A 23,877-nucleotide genomic window follows, 5' to 3' on the forward strand; every position below is an offset into this window, starting at 1 on the left:
GCTATTAAAGCCGATTTTTATCCATTATAAAGTTGCCCTTCACCCCATTCGGAGCCCTGATCGCCATGACCACCTTGCACAGCACACCTCGCGCCGATGGCTTTCACATGCCTGCCGAATGGGCGCCCCAAACCCAAACCTGGATGATCTGGCCCGAGCGCCCAGACAACTGGCGCCTGGGCGGTAAACCTGCGCAGGCGGCCCATGTGGCGGTGGCCAAGGCCATCGCACGTTTTGAGCCGGTGACTGTCGCGGTTTCCGCCGGCCAGTATGAAAACGCCCGTGCCCGCCTGGACGTACCTAATATCCGCCTGGTGGAAATGTCCAATGACGACGCCTGGGTTCGCGACACCGGCCCCACTTTCGTGATCAACGGCAGTGGTGAAGTACGGGGTGTGAACTGGGACTTCAACGCCTGGGGTGGTTTTGACGGCGGCCTGTATTCGCCGTGGAGCCGCGATTCCCAGGTGGGAGGCAAGATCCTCGAGATGGAGCGCGCACCGCGTTACCGCACTGAAGGCTTTGTGCTTGAAGGCGGTTCGATTCATGTCGACGGCGAAGGCACCCTGATCACCACCGAAGAGTGCCTGTTGAACCGCAACCGCAACCCGCACCTTGATCGTGCGGCCATTGAGGCGGTGCTCAGCGATAACCTGGCGGTGGATAAGATCATCTGGTTGCCGGATGGCCTGTTCAATGACGAAACCGACGGCCATGTGGATAACTTCTGCTGCTACGTGCGCCCAGGCGAAGTGCTGTTGGCCTGGACCGATGACCCGCAAGACCCGAACTATCCACGTTGCCACGCAGCCTTGGACGTGCTGCAAAGCAGCACCGATGCCCAGGGCCGCTCGTTCATCGTGCATAAAATGCCGATCCCGGGTCCGCTGTATGCCACCGAAGAGGAATGCGCCGGGGTAGACCTGGTTGACGGCAGCCAGGAGCGTAATCCGACCGTGCGGTTGGCCGGTTCCTACGTCAACTTCCTGATCGTCAACGGCGGCATCATCGCGCCGAGTTTCGATGACCCGTTGGACGACCAGGCCAAGCAAATCCTGCAGAATCTGTTCCCACAGCATGAAGTGGTGATGGTGCCGGGTCGCGAACTGTTACTGGGCGGGGGCAATATCCATTGCCTGACCCAACAGCAGCCCGCCCCGCAGCGAAAGTGAGTGCAGTTGTAACAGCACCTTGATGGCGTACGAGCACTGCGCCATTGCAGTGCTCCCCGCAAGCCCGCGACCCAGCCCGGTCGCGGGCTTTTTCATGCCTGAATGCCGATGGACAGGGCGCATTGGCATAGCTCTTGTATCGCTGTGGTTACAGTGGCCCGAGGGGGATGACCGCGCAGTTCTGTCACAAACCTTGAGTAAGTTAGCCGCTCACGCAGCAGGAGAGAGCGCTGAAATGAATGCCGATGTCCACCTGATGAACACGCGTACGTTCCACCCTTTGCGGGTCGACGGTGACGCCATCCATGCGCTGGCGCTTTGGTTGAAGGCAAACGGCTCGCGACAGGTCAGGCAAGCGCCTGACTTGCGCAGCGTGATGAGTGAGCGCTACCCGGCGGGGTTGTTCACGGAGGACGAAGTGCAGGCGTTGTGCGATCTGATGTGTAGTTAAGCCGCCTTTTGTAGGAGCGAGCTTGCTCGCGAAAAACTTTTAGGCGCCGCGTTCATTCAGGAAACACGCGTTATCGTTGACGTTTTTCGCGAGCAAGCTCGCTCCTACACAGTGTGATTTAGAAGCTGTAGGTGCCAGTAACCACCAGACTTCGCGGCTCACCCGGCTGAATCTGCGCCGCACTGGTCGCCGAGGCGTAGTAGTTTTTGTCGGCGATATTGTTCAGTGCTGCCCGCACGTCCCATTCTTTTTGACGGAACCCGGCCAGCGCGTCCCAGCGGCCATAACCCGGCAGCACCACGGTGTTGAGGTTGTCGGCATAACGATCACCCACCAGGGTCAAACCGGTTTCCGCGTACCAGCCCATCTCTGGTTTCCAGGTGATGAACAGGCTGGCATTGCGCTTGGCCACATCGCTGATCCGTTTGCCCTCAAAGCCATTGTTGTCCTTCTCGACCTTGGCGTCCTGCAGGCCCACGCCGCCGCGCACATACCAGTTGTCGACGATCTTGCCGGTGGCGGTCAGCTCCACGCCGCGTGAGCGTTGCTCGCCGGTGAGCAGGGTAATGGTGCGGTCCAGCGGGTCAGTGGTGCGGCGGTTGTAGAGTTCCAGTTCGTACACGGCCAGGGTGGTGCTCAGGCGCTCGTCGAACCAGTCACTCTTCACGCCGATTTCCTTTTGCTTGGTCAGCTCCGGGCTCAGGTCGTTGGCGTTGCCGGTGGCGTTCGGCGTGATGCCGATCAGGCCGCCGCCGGCTGGCGAGAAGGTCTTGCTCCACGAGGCATAGAACGAATGGTGCTCCAGAGGCGTCCACACCAGGCCGACGCGTGGGCTGGTGCTGTGGCTTTTCACGTTCTGTTGGATGTCGAGCAGCTTGTTGGTGGTGTCCACTTCGAAACGGTCGTAGCGCAGCCCGCCCAGCAGTTGCCACTGGTCATTCAGGCGCAGTTGGTCCTGCACGTACAGGGCGCGGCTTTCGACTTCGGTGTGGTTGTTACTCGACAGTCGCATGCTCCCGGTGTGGCTCAGGCGGCGATTGGGCTGGTTGAGGTCCAGGCTCGGCACCGTCCTGCCATCCCGAGCGGAGTACAGCTTCGGATCGCGGCGCTGGCTGCCCAGCTCAATGCCGGTGAGCAAGCGGTGTTCCAGGCCAAAGGTGTCGAAACCGCCTTCCAGCTCCAGGTTGTTGAACACGTTGCGGGTGGTCAGGTCCTGCTGCCAGTGTTGGCGGGTGACGCTGTTGGTTTTCGGGTCATAGCCGGTCTGGTAGGTATTGTCGAAATCACTGTCGAGCTTGAACACGCCGAGGGTGTGGCGCAGTTGCCAGTCGGCGTTGAGCTCGTAGGCGAGTTTGGAACGCAGGGACTGGGACTTATCGTCGATGTAATCGCCGTTATCAAAGTATGTAGTGCCGCGGCTCACATCCGCCGGGCGCCCGTTGACGCCCGGAATGCCACGGTCTGGGGTGCGGTTGTAGCGGCTGTATTCGTATTGCACCAGCCAGTTCAGCTCGGGGGTGAGCTGCCAGCTCATCGACGGCGCGAACAGCTGGCGGTTGCCGCTGACGCCATCGCGAAAGCTGTTGTTGTCCTGGTTGCCCATGTTCAGGCGCAGGCTGATGTTATCGGTGGGGTCGGTACTCAGGTCGGCATACAGGCTGCGCAAATCGTTGCTGCCGCCTTGGGCTTCGATGCTGGACTTTTGCCCTGGGGTGGGCATTTTGCTCACCCGATTGACGATCCCGCCCTGGCCGCCTCGCCCGTAAAGCACGGCGGCCGGCCCTTTGAGCACTTCGATACGTTCGATGTTATGCAGGTCACGCACGTACTGGCTGTCGTCGCGAATACCGTCCAGATAGAAGTCATTGCTGGCGTCGAAACCGCGTATGCGCAGGCTGTCAAAGCGTGTATCCGCGCCGCTGCTGACGTTGGGGATACCGCTCAACGCCTGGCCCAGGTCATTGGTGCCATAGGAGCGCAAGCTTTCGGTTTTGACTGAGTCGATCGCCTGGGGCACGTAGCGAACAGCCGTCGCGGTGCGTGTGGCGGTGCTGGTCTCCTTGACCCGTGGGTCGTCTTCGTCTGCTTCCACACTGATCGAGGTTTCGGGCAAGACCGTGGCCGCACCGGCAAAACCGGCAGACAGCAAAACAGAGAGCCCAAGGGAGAGGGGCGTCAGGCGAGGGGCAGGCATGGGAGTGTATCCAAATGATGTGGCAGGAAAATTGTGCGCGAATGGTAATGCTTTGCATTTGCGCGCGTTATCTATTCCCTAATGCCTACCCTGTTGGATTTGTTACTTAATGTGTTTCGAGGGGGATTCAAGGCGCTTTTCAGGCTTTTATTCCCGCGCTTCACCTAGCCGCTTAGACGAATATCGCCTAAATACAGACGATTCACGAAATTGACACATAGTTCAACGCCCGCATAGGATTGCGCCCAACGCCTGTGGCTAACCACCATGACTAATCCAATAAAAAAGGCCCGCGGCAGTTCAGTCGTCCGCGGGCCTTCTTTTTGCCGGCAAAGTCGACACCAGAAAAAGCAATAGGAGCCTGGTGTCACAGCGCGTACTCAACCCGTAATAAGGAATATAAGAAAATGTTGAAGCAACGGATGAGTCTGATCGCTCTGGGGATTTTGAGCGCATCGACAGCAATGGCAAACGACCAGGAGCAATCCAAGGGTTTCGTTGAAGACAGCCACCTGAACATCGCAGCACGTAACGCCTACATCAGCCGTGACTACAAAAACGGCAAGCAGGACAAAGCTGAATGGGGCCAAGGCTTCATCGGCAAGTTCGAGTCCGGCTTCACCCAAGGCACTGTAGGTGTGGGTGTGGATGTGATTGGCCAATACGCTATCCGCCTGGACGGTGGTAAAGGTCGCGCTGGCGCCGGCGGTATCGACTTCTTCAAGCAGGGCAACGGCACTCTTGATGACAACGGCAAGCCAAACCCAGGCTCGGCACCACACGACCTGGCCAAAGGCGGCGCTGCCGTGAAGTTCCGCGTTTCCAACACTGTACTCAAGTACGGTGATCAGTTCCCGGCTGTGCCTGTGCTGCAGTACGACAACTCCCGCCTGTTGTCGGAAACCTACACCGGTACTTCGATCGTCTCCAAAGAGATCGCCGGTCTGCAACTGGACGCGGGCCATTTCACCAAAGAAGCGCGCAAGAGCATGGAAGGCACCGACAGCGGCCGCCTGAAAAGCATCGACTATATCGGTGGTAGCTACAAATTCACCGAAAGCCTGTCGGCTGCCCTGTACGCCTCCGACATGCAGGACGTGTTGAAGAAGCAATACGTCAACGTCAACTACGTGCTGGCCTTGCCGCAGCAGCAGTCGCTGACATTTGACTTCAATGGCTACAAGACCAAGCTGGATCGCAGCTTCGCCTTGGAAAACCAAAAAGACGCTGACGCGCGCGACAACAAAATCTGGAGCCTGGGCGCCACATGGGCTGTTGGCCCGCACAGCTTCACCATCGCTCACCAGCGAAGCACCGGTGACACTGGCTACCTGTACGGCGGCTACCGCAACGCCGGTGGTATCGGCGACGGCGGCAATACCATCTTGCTGGCCAACTCCTACTGGTCCGACTTCAACGGCAAGGACGAGCGCTCCTGGCAAGCAGGTTACGGCATCGACTTCGCCACCTTCGGCGTACCGGGCCTGACTTACAACATTGCCTACGTGCGCGGTACCAACATCGACGACGGCACCAACCGTGGCGATGGTACCGAGCGTGAAATCTGGAACCAGTTCAAGTACGTGGTACAGAGCGGCCCAGCCAAAGACCTGAGCCTGCGTGCTCGCGCCTCGTGGTTGCGCGTTTCCAACAACGCCAGCGAGTACAACGTAGGCGGTAACGAAATCCGTCTGTTCGCCGACTACCCGATCAATGTTTTCTAATTGATCGAATGTCGTGCCTGATGCCAGGCAATAAAAAACCCCGACTGGTTCGGGGTTTTTTTATGCCTGGAGGCTGCCACCTAGGCCTTGGCTGGCGCGAGCTTCTTGCAGTTTTCCTTGCGTGTCGGGTACTGCTCGCACTTGCGCAACACCGTTTGCACCTGCTGTGCATTCTGCAGTTGCTGGTTGGCCAACAGCTTCTCGGTAATAAACAGTTCCTCCGAGCCCAGGTTGCGTTCCGCCTTGTCAATCATCGCCAACGCCGATTGCCCGTCACCGCGTTTGAGGTGGTAGCTGATCATCAAGTCATACGTGGAAGGCCCGGCCAGGGACCAGTCCTTGATCGCCTGCAACTCTTTCACCGCGTCGCTGTTTTTACCCTGGGCCAGGCGCACGGTATAGGCGGTGCGTCGAATGCTCGGCTGGTCTTTTACCGGCGAGGCCAGGGCCTTGCGGATGAAAGCGTCAGCCTCTGGCACCTTGTTTTTCTCCAGGGCATCAATCGCGAAGTACGCGTCTTTATAGCCCTGCAAAGCCTTCGCCACCTGCGGCGTGCTCTTCATTTTCGACCAGCTTTGCGGGTTGACCCGGGCGCGGCGCTCCTGGCGATACTCGCGTTGCAAGTACTGGCGCAGCTCGGTGTCGCGGTCCATGGCCGACATATGCGAGCGGTTGAAGTATTGGCTGGTCGCGGTGAGGCCGGTGGTCAAGCCATCCTTGACCAGCACGTCCAGTTCCTTGGTGAACTGGTTGAGATTGAACTGCTGCAGCGAATCCTGCATGGCATTCTTGCGTGCGGTGAGGAACCCTGTGAGCAAGGGTTTCTGCTTGCCCTGGAAGTCATTGAGACGCTCCATGCTATGGGTGGCGGCTCGCGGCGCGTAACCGGCGCGGATCATCAAGTCGGTGCCCAGCAAGTCGGCCTGGTCTTCCTGGCTGCGGCCCCAGGCCGTGCTCCATACCTGATCGGAAAAGGTATTGGCCAGGGCGGTGTATAGAACCGTGTTACCGATGGTCTTCTGAGTGCCGGCTGGGTCTTTACTGAACAGTTTCATCGTACCGGAGCTGCGGTCGACGCCCGTATCGGCAGCCATGGTGGCCAAGGCGACCGTGGAGGCGACGGTGGTAAACATGTCTTTCTGCTGCTGGAAAGCGGCCATGCGGTCATGGTGATGCAGCAATACGTGGCTCATTTCATGGCCCAGCATTGCGGCGATTTCATCTTCGCTGGCGACGTTGTCCAGCATGCCCAGCGGCACGAACAGGTTGCCGTAAGGGTCTGCCGACGGCCCGAACCCATAGCTGTCGGTGATCTTCACCTGCAACGGCGGCAACTCCCCCGGCCAGCCCTTGGACAAGCGCGTGACAATGCCCTGCAGGTAGGCTTGCAGCATGGGGATATCCACCAGGTTCTGCTGGCGCGCTTCAGCCGCCGGCACCGCACGCCCGTCGTAGCTCAGGCGCTGTTTGCTCTGGCGCTGGGGGTCGAGCTTGTAATACTGGCGTACGTCGCTGTTATCCACGTAATGGCCCTGAACCCGGGACTGAGTCGAGGGCCCCACCAGGTTCAGGAACGCCTGGTCTGCGCCTTTCAAGGTGGCGCAACCACTGAGCACCGAACTGGCCAACAGGCTGGCTGCTACTAGATATCCCTTCACCGCAACGCTCCTTTTATTGATTGCAGCCGGCACCAAAACCGATGGTGGAGTTGTTGCGGCTGTCCTTGGCCTGGCTTTTGGTCAGGCCCTGGCAGGGCAGGTCCACGACGTTCAGCGGGGGCTCGATGCGCAGGTCCATGGTGTCCAGCCACACCTTCTGGCCTGCCAGTTCTACCTGCACCAGGTCCAGCGCCTGGTTGTACTGCAACACCGGCAGGGGCTGGGTGGGCGCGTCCTTTTTCGCCAGCTCACGTTGTTGCTTGCCCTGTTCGTCCAGCACTGTCACCGGGTCGGCCAGGAACGCCTTGATACTGTGGGTTTCTGCCCAGGCGCCCTGGGTGAAGAGGGCGGCGAGCAAGACGATGAGGCTTCTGTTCATCCTTGGTTTCCTTGAGTCAGATAGCAGAGCGGTGCACTCGGCGATCGCGGTTGAAGAAGGCTTCAATCCGCTCGCTGAAAAGCACCAACGACAGCAACACAATGCCCAGCACGTTGACCGGGGTGATGTCATTGAGGCTCAGCAACACACTGACCCCCGCCAACATCGACATCACCAACAGCCACGACGGGCACGGCGAGGTAAAAAACCAGATTTCCTGGCGCCGCCAACGGCTCCAGGGGCGATGGCCCGCCAGGCGACGCGCGTGCAGCGCCTTGAGCACGGCGATCAACGCCAACAGCCCGAGCTCCAGCAGGTCCAGCCAATTGAACGGCAGGTGGGGGAAATTGGCCGGTTCATGGTCGTAGTCCATGCCTGCATTGATCAGGTTGTCCAGCGCCATGGCGTGCAGGTAAACGCCGGGAAGTTGGCCGTGTACCGGCGACTCCACCAGATCCCCCGTGGACGCGATATTGGCGCCCACCAGCACCAGGCGGTCGCGCAGCAACTCGGCGACCAGTGCCTGGTCGTCGGGGTCGCTGACTTCCAGATCACTGGCCGACAACGTCAGCGTGTACGGGCAACGCGCCTGGGCCGAATCATCGAGCTTCCAGAACACCGCCTGAAAGAACTGCGCCACCCCATCCAGCAAAAAATGCCGTGCCGGCGCGCAGTGGCGGATATCGGCAATACGTGCCTGCTCGGGTGCCAGCTTCAGCCCCCATTGCACCGCGATGGGCTGGCGCTGCGCAGCGGTTTGCGCATCCACCGGCGGCTGCTTGCAGTGCTGCGTGGCACAGAACACCCGGTACATCGACATGGCAGGAGTTTCCATCAACCCTGCCTGTGTCTTCATCGCCAGTGGATACTTGTCATCCACGCCTTCCCACAACACCAAGGCCGGCTGGCTCACCTGCATAAACGGCGCCAGCGTATTCGCCTGGCCCGCCTCTGCGCGCGTCAACCCCGTATTGGCCAGCCACAACGGGATGCCTTGGCGCTGATAACGCTCAAACACATTCGCCAGCAACTGACTGCCCCGCGCAGGGTCGCCCAACGAATGGTCGTGGCTATAAAGCAAATCCACAAACACCGCCTGGGGCTTGTACGCCAGCAAACGCTTGAACAACTTGCTCTGCTCGCCATAAGGCATGGGCCATGAACTGTTATTGCGCATCAGGTAGGCATCATCGATCAACACCACCGCCACCCGCTGCTGCCCAAGGCTCGGGTAGTGACTGGCAAACATACGATTGAGCCACTGCGCCGACGCCTTGTCGCTGGAACTGGCCAGGCCGAAAGGATCAAGAATCGCCAGCAACACGATGATGACCGCCAGCCAATAGCGGCGGTATTTGAACAGCGGGGGTTTGGATGACATCCATGTCTCGATAAAAACGCAAGCAAGGCGGGGTTTTTAACGGAGTGGGGAGGGGGTGTCAATTGGAAAAGTGGCAAAGTGCCATATCGCTATGGGCGCATGGATCGTCGTTCGCAAAAAAGCCCTGGCCTATTCAGGGCAGGGCTTTCCTGTGTGGGAGCTGGGCTAGCCCGCAATGGCGGGCTCAGACTCGCTTTTTCGCCGTGTCGTAAATTTCGCTGTCACGACGAGCTCCGACAGCAATGATCAGAACCTCGATTCTCTTACCATCGACCCGGTAGACGATTCGAGTGTCGCCTGTTCGGATTCTGCGACACCCAGCCAGGCTGCCACTTAAAGGTTTACCGCTTTTGTCAGGCTCGCCGTTTTCAACCCTGTCTTCAATCACATCAAGGATCCGGTTTGCCGCAGCAGAACCAAGTTTATCGAAGTCTTCTTCTGTCTCCGGGTGGTATATGACGCACCAAACCATCGAAAATCCTTAGTCTTTTTTGGCGTACCTGGCTCGCATATCAGCGTGGGAGATAGCGTTTTGTGGGTCGAAATTAGCCAACCGATCACGTGCCGTCGCTTCAATACGAAGGTCTTCAAGCTCATCAAGCATCTCTTGGTAAGCCTGGACATTTACGATGACTGCTGCGGGCTCATTGTCTTTGAATACAACCAGACGATCGGTGGTGCGGCTCGATACCTCTTTGAGCTTCGCACTGAACCCTCGAACCATCGCGGTAACCGATACGGCCTGATCAGCTCGCTCAAGCAACGCTGCCATGACTGTTACTCCATACAAAACAGACATTGAAACACAGGAATGCATACGATAAAGCGCCGAATCCTATGTGTTTAAGTACGCAGAGTATTGCGCAATACATCGCGCCATTCAACCATCAGATGAAGGTATTTATGTGCGAAACGTCGCTGTTTTCCTGTCGCCAAGGTTGCCGACTCGCCGGGCAGCAGTTTCAGCGCGCCTAGCGCCTTGAGGCTCTCATCCCACCAACTGACTCGGTGCTGTGATCGTCCACCTCCATGGTTCTGGTACGCAATATAGGTCGCTCGATACGGATACGTGGTGATAACCAGCTCACGGCAATCGGGCGCTGGAGACGCTTTCCCTGTATTAGGAAACGTTCCAGCATTTGCAGGTTTCTTGATGTGATTAACGGCGAAGGGGCGGAGTTCACCCCCACAGTGACCGGTCATGTCTACGAGGGTTGGGCCGTAGATGTGTCAACGGTCAACCACTTTAGAGTTAGAGTAGGTCCATGGTGGTCATGGAATCAGTCATGCGATACCCCATCGCTTTGTAACCAGCCTGGCGTTTATCCCACATTCTCATCAGTGCGACATTACCCTCGTCAATGAAGTCGATCACTCGCACGTCGGCCTTACCGGCATGTGATCGATGCAACCGCCCCGCATATTGCTGAAGGATTCCCTTCCATGAGATGGGCATTGCCAGCACCAGCGTGTCCAACGGCGGATGATCGAAGCCTTCACCTACTAGTTTTCCTGTTGCCAGCAGCACTCGTGGAGCATTAGGGGGAAGGGACTCAAGCTCATGCATACGGGAAATCCGCTGTTTCTTAGGCACTCGCCCATGAAGCGTGAAAAGGTTATGCACGCGCTGCTTCAATTCTACTTCAAGGGCATCCACATGTTCCGTCCGCTCCGTTAGCACTAGAATTTTTCTACCCTCGTTATACGCCAGCTCAATCTCCGAGACGATTTTGGCTGTCCGCTCAGAGTCGTCGGCTAGACGCCGAAAAACGTTCGTCTACAAAAACGCTATTGTTTTGGGCCCTGGCCCGCTTTTGTAAAGGGAGCGCGATGAGATTTCCAAAGCCGCCTTTGGGCATATAATCCTGGTTTGGAAACAGTCGATCATAGGAGCTCAGCGTCAACTGCCGGGTGCGCTCACAGGCATGACTGATGATTGCAGCACCGAGGCGGCGCGCATCGCAGGCAGGAACATTACGCTCAAAGAAAATCCAGCCATGAGCCCCTTGGCCTGAACGCGATATTTCCAGCGCCACCGGGACGTTCAGTTCATGGCATGACTGCACAAAAGCTTTGGAATCATCACGCCATTCGGCCTCATCGAAGTCGACCGCCAAAAAATAACAAGTGTCATCAGAGAGTAGGGGGTAGATACCAACGACCACTTCGCCCGCCAGATGGCGATAGACCACCTCATCGGTCAGCGGAAGCAGCTGGCGGTTACCGCAGTCGCCACATTTAATTCGGGGTTTCTCACAAACGCCAGGCCTCCATTCGTTTGCGCAAGCGGGTGCGTATCCTGATTTGCCTGCCTTGCTTTCCCAGCGGATGGGATAAACGTCCGTCCGACCACGAAACAAGCTTCGGAATAGGGCAAGCTTTCCATCAGTATCGAGTTGCTGTGATTGTTCTGCTTGGACAAGCGCTGTCTTGATTGGCACAGCAGGTTGGCGCCATTCGATGCCATGAGCATCCAGCAAGGCAACCAATCTTGCATTCTCAGCCCTTAGCTTCGCCACCAGACTTGTATCTTTCACCGCCTACAGCCCCTACTTCTCAGGTGAAGCCTGTAGCCTCAAGCTACAACTCCCAGTCCCATCAATGAAATATAGACCAGGTCGCCTCTCAGAAATGTTGTTTTACCCATGCGGCGCAGACCAGACAAAAAGGCCTGAGCGTAAGTTTTCATTAAGCACATCGGGGTTCAAAAGCTTGTTTGCCATCGACTCAGCTAATTCAGGGCGCTGAGATACGCTGCTAATGCAATTACCCTTTTTATTGCCAGCCCATAATTAGTATAAAGCTCTTCAAGTGGGCCTGTTGCACCGAAATCTGCAGATTCGGTTGCTGAAGGAGGGCGTCATGGTGGCCGCGCGCGGGGAGAATATTAATGTCGCAGAAACAACAAAGCCCCTGCATTTCTGCAGGGGCTTCGTCTTATATGGTGCCGGCACCAGGAGTCGAACCCGGGACCTACTGATTACAAGTCAGTTGCTCTACCAACTGAGCTATACCGGCGTGTTAGGGCGACGATTATAGCGATTGGAAAGGTTCTGTAAACCCCTGAATTCTGACTATTTTTGCAAAGTCGGAGGTTTCTCGCGATTAGGGCGTTTTCCCCCTGTCTTCACAGGTTGAAAAGGACGCGCAAAGTTGGGGCCCAGCTCCACGCAGCAGACGAGACCGACAGGTTCAATCATCCCTTGGACAGACCCCCCTCGTAACCTGATGCCCAACGAGCTTTACCAGCTGCCGAACACGCCAAAACAGCCCGCAAAAGTGCCCGTTATGCGCCTAGCGCCAGATGCTTATGCACAATCAGTTGGTAACCGCTGTCACGAAACAGCCATTTTGTGCAGCAGTTCTCAACACGCTGCAACTGCCTGTTTTGTGTGCACTTTATTTTGTGAACAAAAAATGACCAGGTTGGCTTTTGGCGTGAAGTGCCTATATCTACGGCCTCTTTAAACTATTCATCAACAGAGTTATCCACAGGGCGCTTGTAGGATTTTTTGCCCTTTATTCGCGCTCGGCCAGCACCATCAGGTTGCGCGGGGTCAACGATGGTTCGCAGAAGCTGCCGACCTCGACGTTGTAGCCTTGTTCGACCATGAACAGTGCCCGGTCCAATACCAACCACAGTTCCAATGGGCGTCGAAACAGGCCTCTCACTAGCTCAAGGTTGCGCACTTCGGCCAGGCGCTGCCAGCCGTGGGCTTCCAGGGCCGCCCAATCCTGTTCGCCTGTGGATAAGCCTTTGAGACTTGCCAGTTCCTGGCAATAGTCGGCAAAGGGTTTATCCAGCCAACTGGCGGGCAGGGAGGGTGTTGGCAGGTAGTCGTCGCAGCCACGCAGGTGGCGTTGCAGTTGGTCAAAGCCCAGGCGTCGGGCCATGGAGGTGTCTCGTTGTTGGCGTACGCGGTTGCCGGCGGTGACGGTTTCGCTCAGGGGCAGGCCCAGGTCATCAATCGACAGTTGTAGCAGGGAGGCGCGCCCGGCGGTGGAGAGGGCCTGATAGCTGCCGGCGGTGATGCGGTTGTAGCAGCAGGGCGCCAGGGCCAGTTGTTTGCAGCCGGCGGCGCTGGCCAGTTGCAGCAGGCGCACATGCAGATCGCCGCAGGCATGCAGGGCGACGGGGGTGTGTTCAGGCTGGATCGCGACATCCGCCATCACGTCTTGGAGGTGATGGGTTGCGGGCAGGCTGTGGCGATCACTCAAGGCTTGGCCGGAGGCGATCAGGGTGGGGTCGTATTCCAGGCAGGTCAGCCGTTGGCCGGGTTGCAGCAGGCGACGGCCGAGGTGGCCTTTGCCGGCACACCAGTCCAGCCAGTGGGCAGGCGTTTGGGTAAAGGTCAGCGCGGCGCCGAAGGCTTCGATCTGTTGCCATTTGCGCCCGGGCACGTCGACATTCAGGCGATGGCGAGCGGGCTCAAGGCTGTGCGTGGGCAACTTATCCACAGTACCGAGGCGCAGCGCGCGAGCGGCCAGCTGTGGAAAAGGTGCGGGCGCGGGCAGGTGGTGAGGTTGGTTGTGACTGGCTTCAGCTTCGGCCAGCGAACGCTTGCGCAGCCATTGGGATAACGCAGGATGCTCGGTTTCCCAGGGCAACTGAAAATGGGTAAAGGGCCGTGGTCGCCACAGCCCTTGGTGTTCAGTCAGGAATGCATCCAGCGCCTGGAAGCGTGCCTCAACGTCCTTGGCACGCATCGACGCGCAGCCATTTTTCCAGCAGTTTGAAGCCGCGCACCAGCACGTAGGCCATCAGCAGGTAGAACAGCCCGGCGGCGAAGAAGATCTCGACCGGCAGGTAGGTGCGGGCAATGATGGTCCGCGCCATGCCGGTCAGTTCCAGCAGGGTCACGGTACTGGCCAGGGCGCTGGCCTTGAGCATCAGGATCACTTCGTTGCTGTAGGCCGGGAGGCCGATGCGCGAGGCACGGGGCAGGATGATGTAGAACAGCGTCTTGGGCTTGGACATGCCCAGGGCGCGCGCCGCTTCGATTTCACCCGGTGGGATGGCCTGGATCGCGCCGCGCAGGATCTCGGCAATGTAGGCGGCGGTGTGCAGGGTCATGGTGGCGGTGGCGCACCAGAACGGGTCGCGCAGGTACGGCCACATGAAGCTGTTGCGCACCGCATCGAACTGCGCGAGGCCGTAATACACCAAGAACAACTGCACCAGCAGCGGTGTGCCACGGAAGAAGAAAATGTAGGCATAGGGCAGGGCGCTCACGTACCAGCGGCGCGAAGAGCGGGCGATGCCCAGTGGGATGGCCAGCAGCAGGCCAGCGATCACGGCGATTGCCACCAGCTCCAGGGTCAGGGTTGCGCCCTGGGCCAACTTCGGCAGCCACTTGATGATCACGGCCCAGTTCAGGCCCAGGTCAAAGTGCGATAACCAGCTGTAGTCGCCGCTCATTGGGTGCTCCTTGCAAAGCCGCGGGCGGCGCGTTTTTCCAGGAAGTGCATGCTGGTCATCGCCAGTACGGTCAGGCCCAGGTACATCAATGCCGCGACCATGAAGAAGGTGAAGGGCTGCTTGGTGACGGTCACGCCGATCTGCGCGTGGCGCATGATTTCTTCCAGGCCGATCACCGACACCAGCGCGGTGTCTTTCATCAGGATCATGAACAGGTTGCCCAGGCCCGGCAGGGCGATGCGCCACATCTGCGGCATGATCAACCGGGTGAAAATCCGAAACTTCGACAGCCCCAACGCCACACCGGCTTCGCGGTGGCCCTTGGGAATGGCGAGGATCGCGCCGCGGAATACTTCGGTGGCGTAGGCGCCGAAGCACAGGCCCAGGGCGATGACGCCGGCGGCGAAGGCACTCAGCGACAGGTCGGGGTTGCCGAAGAACTCACCGAGGGCACGCATCAGGTTGACGGTGCCGAAGTAAATCAGCAGCACCCACAGCAGCTCGGGAATACCGCGAACGATGGTCGAATACGCACCGCCCAGCCATTGCAGTGGTTTGTACGGCGAAGTTTTGGCCAAGGCGCCGGCAAGGCCGAGCACCAGCCCCAGGCACAGGGCCGTGAGCGCCAGTTTGACGGTCATCAGCGCGCCGGCGGCAAGGGCCGGGCCGAATCCGTAGAGATCGAAATTCATGGTGTTTTCATATCGCGGCAGGCATTGCTAAAAGCCAGCGCGCTCATCAGGAGCGCGCCGGGCAGGCCGTTCAGATCATTCGATGCTGAACGGGAAGTACTTGTCGTTGATCTTCTTGTAGGTGCCGTCTGCCTTGATCTCTGCCAGGGCTTTGTTCAGGCGCTCGCGCAGTGGGTCGCCTTTGCGTACGGCGATACCGATCTTGTCGCTTTCTACAACAGGCTCACCTTTGAATTCATATTTGGAGCCGGCTTCGCTTTTGAGCCACTCATACTGCACGTACTTATCCGCCAGGATGCCATCGACACGGCCGGAGGTCAGGTCGAGGTAGGCGTTTTCCTGGGTGTCGTACAGGGTGATCTTGACGTTGTAGTCGTCTTCCATATTGCGGTCGTCCAGCCAGGTACCGGCCAGGGTTGCGCGTTGGGCACCGATGGTCTTGCCGCCGAGATAAGCTTTATCGGTCTTGAAGTCGGTGGTCTTGGGCGCAATGAACTGCAGCTTGTTGGAGTAGTACGGGTCGGTGAAGTCCACCGCCTGCTTGCGCTCGTCGGTGATCGACAGCGAAGACACCAGGAAGTCGAATTTCTTGGCGTTCAGGGCCGGGATGATGCCGTCCCAGTCGGACACATACACTTCGCACTTCTCGACTTTCATCTTGGCGCACAGGGCGTCGCCGATGTCTTTGTCGAAGCCGACAACGTTGCCGCTGGCGTCTTTATTGTTGAACGGCGGGTAGGCCGCTTCGATCCCCATCTTCAAGGTTTCTGCCATGGCCGTGGCGCTGAACGCCATCGAGACGGCCGCGGCCAGAAGGAATTTTTTATAGTTCTGCATGCATGTTGCTCCGTTAGCGGTTGCTGGACATGAATTGTTTGCAGCGCGCCGAAAGCGGGTTTTCAAACACCTGCTGTGGCGATCCTTGCTCCTCGACCAGGCCCTGGTGCAAAAACACCACTTCGCTGGACACCTGACGGGCAAAGCCCATTTCGTGGGTGACCAGCAGCATGGTGCGGCCTTCTTCGGCCAGTGCGCGGATCACATTAAGTACTTCCTGGACCATTTCCGGGTCAAGCGCCGAAGTCGGCTCGTCGAACAGAATGACTTTAGGCTGCATCGCCAAGGTACGCGCAATCGCCGCACGTTGTTGTTGGCCGCCAGAGAGCTGGGCAGGGTAGGCGTGGCGCTTGTCGGCGATACCGACCTTGGCCAGCAGGGCCTCAGCCACTTCTATGGCTTCGGCCTTGCTCTGGCCGAGTACGCGCCGAGGGGCCTCGATGATGTTGTCGAGGATGCTCATGTGCGGCCACAGGTTAAAGTTTTGAAACACAAACCCGATTTCGCTGCGCAGGCGGTTGATCTGCTTGCCGTCGGCGGCCATCAGTTCGCCGTTTTTCGCGGCCTTGAGCTTGAGTTCTTCGCCGGCCACCAGGATCTGGCCCTGGTGCGGGTTTTCCAGCAGGTTGATGCAGCGCAGGAAGGTGGACTTGCCGGAACCGGAGGAACCCAGGATCGAGATCACATCGCCGTCGCGAGCGGTCAGCGAGATACCTTTGAGTACCTCAAGCTCACCATAGCGTTTATGCAAGTTGCGGATTTCAAGCGCGGGCGTGGCCTGGGCCATGTGCGGTCCTCATTGTGTTCGTTGCGATCTTCGCTGTTGGGCCGCCTTCCTGGCGAGGCGCCAAGCTAGCATAGCGTTTGGATGACAGCCAACAGCGCTGCGGACGGTTAACCGGTGGTCTGCGGCAGGGTGTCGCATCGGCGCAGCAGTGTGTCGCGCCATCAACAACCTACAGACGTTTGACCCGGAAAGATCCACAGGCTTCGCGTAAAAAAGGGCGCGATGGTGCCAGCTTTGGCCGGGTGTTGGAAGGGTTAACCGGGCAAACGGTCCATATCAGCCCGCTTATGGGGCGTCACGTACTTTTTGTGTGTGTTTTTGGTGCGCTGGTACGCCGTGAATGTGAGTCGCACGGTAACGCTATAGCGGAATGCCATTGTTCTCAATGACTTGCGATAGATGGCGAATTGTCCTACAGCCCCCCGCCCACTGCGCTTTGAAATATTTTGGCGCAAATCTTGCGTAAAAAATAAAGAACGCCCTGTTGGATTCTTTTCACGAGAAAGGCTGCAAGCCGGGCGAACCGTTTTCGCAATTCCTCGCAAAGGTGTGTCAATGAGTAGTACGCAAAGCTCCAATGACCTCGAACAGGGGCTCAAACCGCGTCACGTCACCATGCTGTCGATTGCCGGTGTCATCGGCGCCGGTTTGTTTGTCGGCTCCGGCCATGCGATCGCTGCTGCCGGCCCGGCTGTACTGTTGGCCTATGCGGCCGCCGGTACGCTGGTGGTCTTGGTGATGCGCATGCTGGCCGAGATGGCCGTTGCGTCACCGGATACCGGTTCGTTCTCTACCTATGCCGACCGGGCTATTGGTCACTGGGCCGGGTTCACCATTGGCTGGCTCTACTGGTGGTTCTGGGTGCTGGTGATTCCGCTGGAAGCCAATGCGGCGGCGACCATCCTGCACGCTTGGTTCCCCGACGTGGCCATCTGGGTGTTCACCCTGGTGATTACCTTGTTGCTCACCGCAACCAACCTGTTCAGCGTGAAAAACTACGGTGAATTCGAGTTCTGGTTTGCATTGATCAAGGTCGTGGCCATCGTCGGCTTTGTGATCCTCGGCCTGGCCGCGATCTTCGGCTTTTTGCCCACCAGCCAGGTCAGCGGTGTTTCGCACCTGTTCGATACCCAAGGTTTCATGCCCAACGGCATGGGCGCGGTATTGGCAGCGATCCTGACCACTATGTTCTCGTTCATGGGCACCGAGATTGTCACCATCGCCGCCGCCGAATCGAAGAACCCGGGCCAGCAAATCACCAAGGCCACCAATTCGGTGATCTGGCGGATTGGTTTGTTCTACCTGTTGTCGATCTTCATCGTGGTGTCCCTGGTGCCGTGGAACGATCCGACCCTGGCTGCCGTAGGTTCCTACCAGACCGTGCTGGAGCGCATGGGCATTCCGAACGCCAAGCTGATTGTCGACCTGGTGGTGCTGGTTGCCGTAACCAGCTGCCTCAACTCGGCGCTGTACACCGCGTCGCGCATGCTGTTTTCCCTGGGCCGTCGCGGTGACGCACCGGCCGTGGCCAAGCGTACCAACAAGAGCGGCACGCCTTACTGGGCGGTGTTGCTGTCTACCTGTGCTGCGTTCCTGGCGGTATTCGCCAACTACGTCGCCCCGGCGGCGGTGTTCGAATTCCTGCTGGCCAGCTCTGGCGCCATCGCGTTGCTGGTGTACCTGGTGATTGCCGTGTCGCAACTGCGCATGCGCCAGAAGCGTATGGCGGCGGGCGAGAAGATCGTCTTCAAGATGTGGCTGTTCCCTGGCCTGACGTACGCGGTGATGGTGTTTATCGTCGGTACCTTGACCATCATGCTGTTCCAGGAAGCGCACCGTGTCGAGATCATCGCGACGGGGGTGTTGAGCTTGCTGGTGGTATTGGCGGGGTTGGTGGTGGCGAGCCGTCGCAAAGCCCAAAGAGTCGAGGCTGCGGCGCTTAACTGACTATGTAGGAGCGAGCTTGCTCGCGAAAAACGTCAACGATAACGCGGGCCTTCTGAATGAACACGGCGCCTGTGAGTTTTTCGCGAGCAAGCTCGCTCCTACATTTTTGTTTTGTGTCAGTCCGGGGCGTTGGCCAGCGCCTGGGACGCCGCCACGTAATCGGCCTGGAACTGCGGTGACTCGATCCACGCCAATGCGGCGGCTTCATCATCGCTGTCCGTCGCCCACTGCCGATATTCAATTAGCGCCGCCAGGATAAAGTCGGTCGCTTCCTCTTCGCCTTCCTGCTCCAGTACCAACGCCAGCAACGGGTGCGCCAGGAACACCGCACACAGCGCCTGCTGGCTGATCTCGCCGGCGGTACGCATTTCGACGAACAGTTCAGTCAAATCCACCGACTCAAGGTCGATGCGGCTGTCGTCGCCCGCGAAGGCATCCGGCTTGTGTGCCACGGCGCGCTGGGTACGGTTTTGCTTGGCCTTGGCTTTTGCCCGGTGGGCGCGTTTTTGCTGCTTGTTTGGCGAGGCCATGGGCTCGACGTCCTTGGGGTCTGGGTCTAGAGGGTGTATTGAAGCGCAGGTTGGGTTAAATCCCAAGGGTTTCCGGGGCGGCAGTGATTGCTGTAATGCTCGACCTTATCTGCGCGGGTACTTAGGCTGACAGTCTATTGACCCACCAGAGCTCGCCCATGACCCGTGACACCCTGGAACACCATCAGGTCCCGATCTACTTCGTTGCCGTCTTTGTGGCCGTCACGTTCGGCCTGCTCTGGCCCTTGTTGGCGCATGGCCTCAGCCTTTGGGTGACACCTGCCATCGCCGTGCTGATGTACGCGATGTTTTTGCAAATCCCCTTTCTTGAGCTGCGCCAAGGCGTGGGCAACAAGCGCTTCATGGCGGCCTTGCTGCTGGCCAATTTCATCCTGGTGCCTTTGCTGGTGTGGGGGTTGACCCGTGGCCTGGTGGAGCGCCCGGCGTTACTGGTGGGCGCTCTGCTGGTGTTGCTGACGCCCTGCATCGACTACGTGGTGGTGTTTACCCATATCGGCAAGGGCGATTCGCGGTCGATGCTGGCGGCAACACCGCTGCTGCTGTTGCTGCAACTGCTGTTGTTGCCGGTGTACCTGGGGCTGATGTTGGGCGAGCAATCCTCCGTGGTGGTGGCTGCAGGGCCTTTTGTCGAGGCGTTCGTGGGGTTGATTGTGGTGCCGATGCTTCTGGCGGTTGTGACCAGCGCGCTTGCGCGGCGTTCGAACGCAATTGGACGTTGGAACAGTGCCTGGGCGTGGATGCCGGTGCCGGCGATGGCGTTGGTGTTGTTTGTAGTGCTGGCTTCGCACATCACGGCAGTGGTGCGGGATATCAATTTGTTACTGCCAGTCATTCCGGTCTACGTGGCCTTTGTGTTGCTGGCGCCGTTGATGGGCATTGTGGCTGCGCGGCTGTTCGCACTGCCAGCGTTGACGGCGCGGGCGGTGACGTTCAGTGCGTCGACCCGGAACTCGCTGGTGGTTCTGCCGTTAGCGCTGGCGCTGCCGGAGGATGTGCGCGGCTTGGCCGCAACGGTGGTGATCCTGCAGACCCTGATCGAGTTGGTTGCCCAATTGCTCTACGTTCGCCTGATCCCGGCAGTGGTGTGGCCCAACAGTCGGTAACCGCGTGAATGTTCTGGTCTGTTCAGGCGCCATTCAGGGGCGCGTTCGGCACCATACGCCAGCGCTTCCCACCTGACAGGTCACCCGATGGATCACCGCAACCGTTTTCGCCTGGAGTCACTGGGTATTTTCCTGGTCGCTCTGTTGTTGTTCACAGTAGGCATCTGGGATCAGCAGCCCCAGGGTTTTGACGGCCGTTGGGCGCTGTTCATGCAGGAAATGTATCGCCATGGTGCGAGCCTTTTCCCCACCACCTACAGCCAGCCCTATGCGGATTATCCAGGCACCGCGACCTTCTTCAGTTATCTATTCGCTCGCTTGTTTGATGCGCCGAACCACTTGGCGAATGTGCTTCCCACGGCGCTCGCGTCGGCGGGAGTGGTCGCGCTGATGTACCGCCTGCTGGCTCCCTACAGCCGTGCCTGGTCACTGCTGACGGTGCTGCTCACACTGCTCACCGCCCAGTTACTCGAAAAGTCGCGCTCGGTGTGCCTGGACCAGATGGTCGCGTTGTTATGCGTGGGCAGTTTCTACCTGCTGCACACCGGCGAGCGCCTCGGGTCACGGCTGAGGCAACTGGCGGTGTTCCCGTTGTTCGTCCTTGGGTTTGCGATACGTGGGCCGCTGGGGTTGATTGAGGTCTGCGCGGTGGTGTGTGTGTATTGGGCGCTGGGCAAGCCGGGGGAGCGTGTCCGGCAGGTGCTGATCCACGGCGTTGTCGGCTTGGTGTTGCTCGCCGCGTGCTGGTGGCTACTGATGAAGCTTGCGCGGTTCAGTGGTGGCGATGCCTTTGCCGATGAAGTGTTCAAGATGCAAGTCGGGGGGCGTCTGGATGAGTCGGGTGAGCCGTTTTACTTTTACTTCCAACTGAGCTTGTACCGCTACTTCCCGGTGGTACCGCTGGCGTTTGCGACCCTGTTTGCGTTGCGCCATCGCTGGCCCGAACGCTGGGCCAATGAGCACCTGCAATTGCTGGTGCGCTTTGGGGGCTGCGGCTTGATCATACTGCTGGGCCTGTCGGTCCCGCACTTCAAGCGCGCTTATTACATTTTGCCGATGGTGCCGATGTTCGCGGCGGTCGCTGCCTACGGGCTGCTGCATGCGCAAGGCTGGCTGGTGAGCGTGCGCCGTGGCTATGAATGGCTGGTCGCGGCGCTGCCGGCGTTGTGTGTGGTTGTGGTGTTTGTGTGTCGATATGCCTGGCACAAGCAGGGCCACTGGCCGGAGATTTCCTTGCCGTTGATGATCGGCGCGTTGGTGGTGCTGCAAGTCGCGGCGTTGATGGCCTGGCGGCGAGCATGGCGGTTGGTGTGGCTCAGTCTGATCGCCCTGGCGGCGCAATGGCTGTTGCTGGTAACGGTGATAGAGCCGGTCAAGGACCTGCAATTCGATACTCGGCGGTTTGTCAGCCAGGTGGAGGCGTTGCGTGAGGCGCAGCCGGGCCCTTTGGTGTTTGTCGACCTGGCACGGGATACCTGGGCGGTGCGCTACATGATGAACCTGGACCACGATGAACAGCCGCTGTTTGTCGGGCGTCACGAGCTTGAAAAGCTGGCGGCGCTGCCCCGGCCCTCCTGGGTGATTGTGTCGCGCAAGGAGACTGCGCTGTTGAAGGGCTCGCCGGTGGAGCACTTGGCTCCGAGCTATCAGGGGCGCTTGAATGACAACCCGTTGATGGTGTTTTTGCTCAAGTAAGGAGGCCCTTTAGCGAAGGGCCTGCCGAGCAGATGATTACTTGCAACGGAAGCTTTCAGGCATCGTGACCGTGTAATTGCGCTGCACGCGGTCCTGGAAATTCAGGTTCTGCAAACCCTGCTGTACCAGGAAGGCTTCGACCTTGGCGGCTTGGCAGTCGTCGTTATAGGACGACGCCCGTAGCAGGTAGACCGCACGCCTGCTCACTTCATCACGAGCGGTGACCCGGAAGGTAGTGAGCGTGGTGTAGCCGGTGCGCTCCGAGGTCCCTACCGGGCCGTAGGAGGTGTTTGGGGTGCTGGTGCAGGTCAGTTGGTCGGTCTTTTTCTTGTTCTTCTTGCATTGGGTGGTGGTGCTTTTTGCCACTTGCCCGTATTCGGTAGCGGTGTAGCGATACGTCACCTGCTTGCTGTCGACATCCAGGGTGACGGTCATTTTGATCGGTGCGTGGTTCTTGGGCAGCGTGGTATCGGTAAAGACATTGCGAAAGCCCTGGTCCTGCATGGCGCGGACCATGTCGCGCAAGTAGTAGCGGGCATTGAGCGAGTTTTCATCGCTGCCGCCCGTGGAGGTCACCAGCACGGTTGCCTGGCGGTCAAACTGATAATCGGGATCAGGCGTTGCGTTGATTGCTACGTCCAACTGCGTGGCACACCCACTGAGCAGGGCGGTCAGTATTAATAGGGTGCAAAGCAAGAAGCGGGTCATGAAAAAACCTTACAACTGAGAATTGGGTAAAGGCTGAACGATTGAACCCAGAGAAAAATAACCAGCACGGAGGATAAAAGCCTGATGGCTTTCCTCTGCCAATCGCAGGCACTAAGCCACTAAGGATACAGGGCAGCGGTCGTGGTCGTCATGGCACCCGTGGTTATTCAGCCTTCTGCGGGGCTGGCAACCATCCACCACCGTCTTCGAATTTCTCAATCAGGAAGTCCACAAAGACCCGCAACTTGGGCACGGCAAACTTGCTCGGCAAGAAAATCGCGTGAATGCTGTCGCCGAAAGTGCCCTCTGCAATGTACTTGGGCAAAATCACGCTGAGGCTGCCCTTGCGCAGATCCTCGGCGATGGAGAACGTGGGCAGCAAGCCTATGCCTACACCTTCCATCACGGCCTGCCTCACCGACTCACTGCTGTTGACACAGAAACGCCCTGATACGCGTACTTCGGTCACTTCGCCGTCGCGAATAAAACGCCAGGATGCTTCCCGCGCCAGACCATTGATCAAGCAATTATGTGCGGCCAAATCACCGAGGGTGGCGATGGGGGAGTGGCTGCTTAAATAACCGGGTGTTGCACATAACACGTAGTCGAGTTTGGCTAAGCGTCGCGCTATAAAACTGTCAACGGGCGTACTGGTCAGACGTATCGCAATATCGAACCCCTCTTCGACAATATCCACATAGCGGTCGCTCAAAGAGAGCGTGACGCTGATATCGGGGTAGGCGTTGAGGAATTGCCCAACCAGGTTGCTCAAGTGGAGATTGCCAAAGGCAACCGATGTGGTGACCCGCAAGTGGCCTCGGGGCGCCGATTGCAAGCTTTCGACTGAGTTGAGTAATGCGCCGGTTTCCTCGGTAATCCGAACACCGTGCTGATAGGCAAGTTCTCCCGCTTCTGTGAGTGCCAGGCTTCGCGTGGTGCGGTTTAACAACTTGGCCCCGAGCGTTTCCTCAAGCCTGCGCATTTGTTTGCTGACGGTTGAGGTGGTCGAACCGAAGAAACGGGCCGCTTTGGAGAAACTTTTCAGTTCGACAACTTTAACGAAAACAAAGACATCCGAAATATTATCCGAGAAAGATTCCATTGTTTCTCCAGAGGACACAGGCTTGTTCTTTTTGGCCGTATTGTGCGCAGCGGGTGGGTTAAATACTTTGAATTCTC

At 58.5% G+C, this 23,877-nt stretch carries 20 protein-coding genes, 1 tRNA gene and 2 pseudogenes; 6 read left to right on the forward strand and 17 right to left on the reverse strand.

The annotated features are described in order from the left end of the window. Window positions 1-65 precede the first annotated feature (65 nt). Both aguA and HU731_RS17555 read left to right on the forward strand, forming a co-directional pair. Window positions 66-1,172 (forward strand): agmatine deiminase, encoded by a 1,107-nt coding sequence (gene aguA / locus HU731_RS17550; RefSeq protein WP_186606411.1) that lies wholly within the window; start codon window positions 66-68, stop codon window positions 1,170-1,172. A gap of 235 nt (window positions 1,173-1,407) precedes the next feature. Then, entirely contained in the window at window positions 1,408-1,623 is a 216-nt protein-coding gene (locus HU731_RS17555; RefSeq protein WP_186606412.1) for a hypothetical protein, read from the forward strand. A gap of 118 nt (window positions 1,624-1,741) precedes the next feature. Here HU731_RS17555 and HU731_RS17560 read toward each other — a convergent pair whose 3' ends face one another. Continuing rightward, window positions 1,742-3,817, reverse strand: a complete 2,076-nt coding sequence (locus HU731_RS17560; protein WP_186606413.1) for a TonB-dependent receptor — start codon at window positions 3,815-3,817, stop codon at window positions 1,742-1,744. A gap of 407 nt (window positions 3,818-4,224) precedes the next feature. Here HU731_RS17560 and HU731_RS17565 point away from each other — a divergent pair, with 407 nt between their 5' ends. Further along, window positions 4,225-5,541, forward strand: a complete 1,317-nt coding sequence (locus HU731_RS17565) for an OprD family porin (RefSeq protein ID WP_014716498.1) — start codon at window positions 4,225-4,227, stop codon at window positions 5,539-5,541. Between the two features lie 80 nt (window positions 5,542-5,621). Here the strand turns inward: HU731_RS17565 and HU731_RS17570 are convergent, their stop codons facing one another. The 13 genes and pseudogenes from HU731_RS17570 to HU731_RS17625 all read right to left on the reverse strand — a co-directional run bounded on the left by HU731_RS17570 (window position 5,622) and on the right by HU731_RS17625 (window position 16,694). Then, window positions 5,622-7,199, reverse strand: a complete 1,578-nt coding sequence (locus HU731_RS17570; RefSeq protein ID WP_186606414.1) for a M48 family metallopeptidase — start codon at window positions 7,197-7,199, stop codon at window positions 5,622-5,624. 13 nt (window positions 7,200-7,212) lie between these two features. Then, complete coding sequence (locus tag HU731_RS17575; protein ID WP_014716500.1) at window positions 7,213-7,578, reverse strand: hypothetical protein; 366 nt, start codon at window positions 7,576-7,578, stop codon at window positions 7,213-7,215. A gap of 16 nt (window positions 7,579-7,594) precedes the next feature. Beyond that, complete coding sequence (locus tag HU731_RS17580; RefSeq protein WP_186606415.1) at window positions 7,595-8,959, reverse strand: CHASE2 domain-containing protein; 1,365 nt, start codon at window positions 8,957-8,959, stop codon at window positions 7,595-7,597. 184 nt (window positions 8,960-9,143) lie between these two features. Then, window positions 9,144-9,431 (reverse strand): type II toxin-antitoxin system RelE family toxin, encoded by a 288-nt coding sequence (locus HU731_RS17585; RefSeq protein ID WP_186606416.1) that lies wholly within the window; start codon window positions 9,429-9,431, stop codon window positions 9,144-9,146. Between the two features lie 9 nt (window positions 9,432-9,440). Further along, window positions 9,441-9,731 carry a type II toxin-antitoxin system Phd/YefM family antitoxin gene (locus tag HU731_RS17590; protein WP_186606417.1) on the reverse strand — a complete coding sequence of 97 codons (291 nt, stop codon included), beginning with the start codon at window positions 9,729-9,731 and terminating at the stop codon, window positions 9,441-9,443. A 480-nt stretch (window positions 9,732-10,211) separates the two neighbouring features. Next, window positions 10,212-11,496 (reverse strand): annotated as a pseudogene (locus tag HU731_RS28845) (DEAD/DEAH box helicase). Between the two features lie 74 nt (window positions 11,497-11,570). Next, window positions 11,571-11,721: pseudogene (locus tag HU731_RS28525) on the reverse strand (ATP-binding protein); the annotation flags it as partial. A gap of 180 nt (window positions 11,722-11,901) precedes the next feature. After that, window positions 11,902-11,977: transfer RNA gene (locus HU731_RS17600), tRNA-Thr, on the reverse strand. A 501-nt stretch (window positions 11,978-12,478) separates the two neighbouring features. After that, window positions 12,479-13,666: a methyltransferase gene (locus HU731_RS17605; RefSeq protein ID WP_186606418.1), complete on the reverse strand. Its 1,188-nt coding sequence runs from the start codon at window positions 13,664-13,666 to the stop codon at window positions 12,479-12,481. Next, window positions 13,647-14,336, reverse strand: a complete 690-nt coding sequence (locus HU731_RS17610) for an ABC transporter permease (RefSeq protein WP_032897644.1) — start codon at window positions 14,334-14,336, stop codon at window positions 13,647-13,649. Before HU731_RS17610 ends, HU731_RS17605 begins: the two co-directional genes overlap by 20 nt. Before the next feature lie 38 nt (window positions 14,337-14,374). After that, window positions 14,375-15,070 (reverse strand): ABC transporter permease, encoded by a 696-nt coding sequence (locus HU731_RS17615; RefSeq protein WP_186606419.1) that lies wholly within the window; start codon window positions 15,068-15,070, stop codon window positions 14,375-14,377. Window positions 15,071-15,145: 75 nt separating this feature from the next. Continuing rightward, a complete protein-coding gene (locus HU731_RS17620; RefSeq protein WP_047712361.1) occupies window positions 15,146-15,907 on the reverse strand; it encodes a transporter substrate-binding domain-containing protein in 762 nt (253 codons plus the stop codon). Between the two features lie 13 nt (window positions 15,908-15,920). Next, window positions 15,921-16,694 (reverse strand): ABC transporter ATP-binding protein, encoded by a 774-nt coding sequence (locus tag HU731_RS17625; RefSeq protein ID WP_003187760.1) that lies wholly within the window; start codon window positions 16,692-16,694, stop codon window positions 15,921-15,923. A gap of 555 nt (window positions 16,695-17,249) precedes the next feature. Between HU731_RS17625 and gabP the strand changes: the two genes are divergently transcribed. Then, window positions 17,250-18,641 carry a GABA permease gene (gabP, locus tag HU731_RS17630; RefSeq protein WP_186606420.1) on the forward strand — a complete coding sequence of 464 codons (1,392 nt, stop codon included), beginning with the start codon at window positions 17,250-17,252 and terminating at the stop codon, window positions 18,639-18,641. A 116-nt stretch (window positions 18,642-18,757) separates the two neighbouring features. On the opposite strand, the gene HU731_RS17635 is transcribed toward gabP, so the two are convergent. Continuing rightward, complete coding sequence (locus HU731_RS17635) at window positions 18,758-19,171, reverse strand: hypothetical protein (RefSeq protein ID WP_014716505.1); 414 nt, start codon at window positions 19,169-19,171, stop codon at window positions 18,758-18,760. A gap of 158 nt (window positions 19,172-19,329) precedes the next feature. On the opposite strand from HU731_RS17635, the gene HU731_RS17640 reads away from it, so the two are divergent. Next, window positions 19,330-20,295: an arsenic resistance protein gene (locus HU731_RS17640; protein WP_186606421.1), complete on the forward strand. Its 966-nt coding sequence runs from the start codon at window positions 19,330-19,332 to the stop codon at window positions 20,293-20,295. Between the two features lie 87 nt (window positions 20,296-20,382). Further along, entirely contained in the window at window positions 20,383-21,990 is a 1,608-nt protein-coding gene (locus tag HU731_RS17645) for an ArnT family glycosyltransferase (protein ID WP_186606422.1), read from the forward strand. A 36-nt stretch (window positions 21,991-22,026) separates the two neighbouring features. On the opposite strand, the gene HU731_RS17650 is transcribed toward HU731_RS17645, so the two are convergent. Together HU731_RS17650 and HU731_RS17655 are read right to left on the reverse strand one after the other, a co-directional pair. Next, complete coding sequence (locus tag HU731_RS17650; RefSeq protein WP_186606423.1) at window positions 22,027-22,698, reverse strand: YajG family lipoprotein; 672 nt, start codon at window positions 22,696-22,698, stop codon at window positions 22,027-22,029. Window positions 22,699-22,861: 163 nt separating this feature from the next. Next, the gene (locus tag HU731_RS17655; protein WP_057709557.1) at window positions 22,862-23,800 is read right to left on the reverse strand and encodes a LysR family transcriptional regulator; all 939 of its coding nucleotides are present in this window, start codon (window positions 23,798-23,800) and stop codon (window positions 22,862-22,864) included. Between the last annotated feature and the right edge of the window lie 77 nt (window positions 23,801-23,877).

This window comes from Pseudomonas salmasensis (assembly GCF_014268375.2).
GTDB classification, from domain to species: Bacteria; Pseudomonadota; Gammaproteobacteria; order Pseudomonadales; family Pseudomonadaceae; genus Aquipseudomonas; species Aquipseudomonas salmasensis.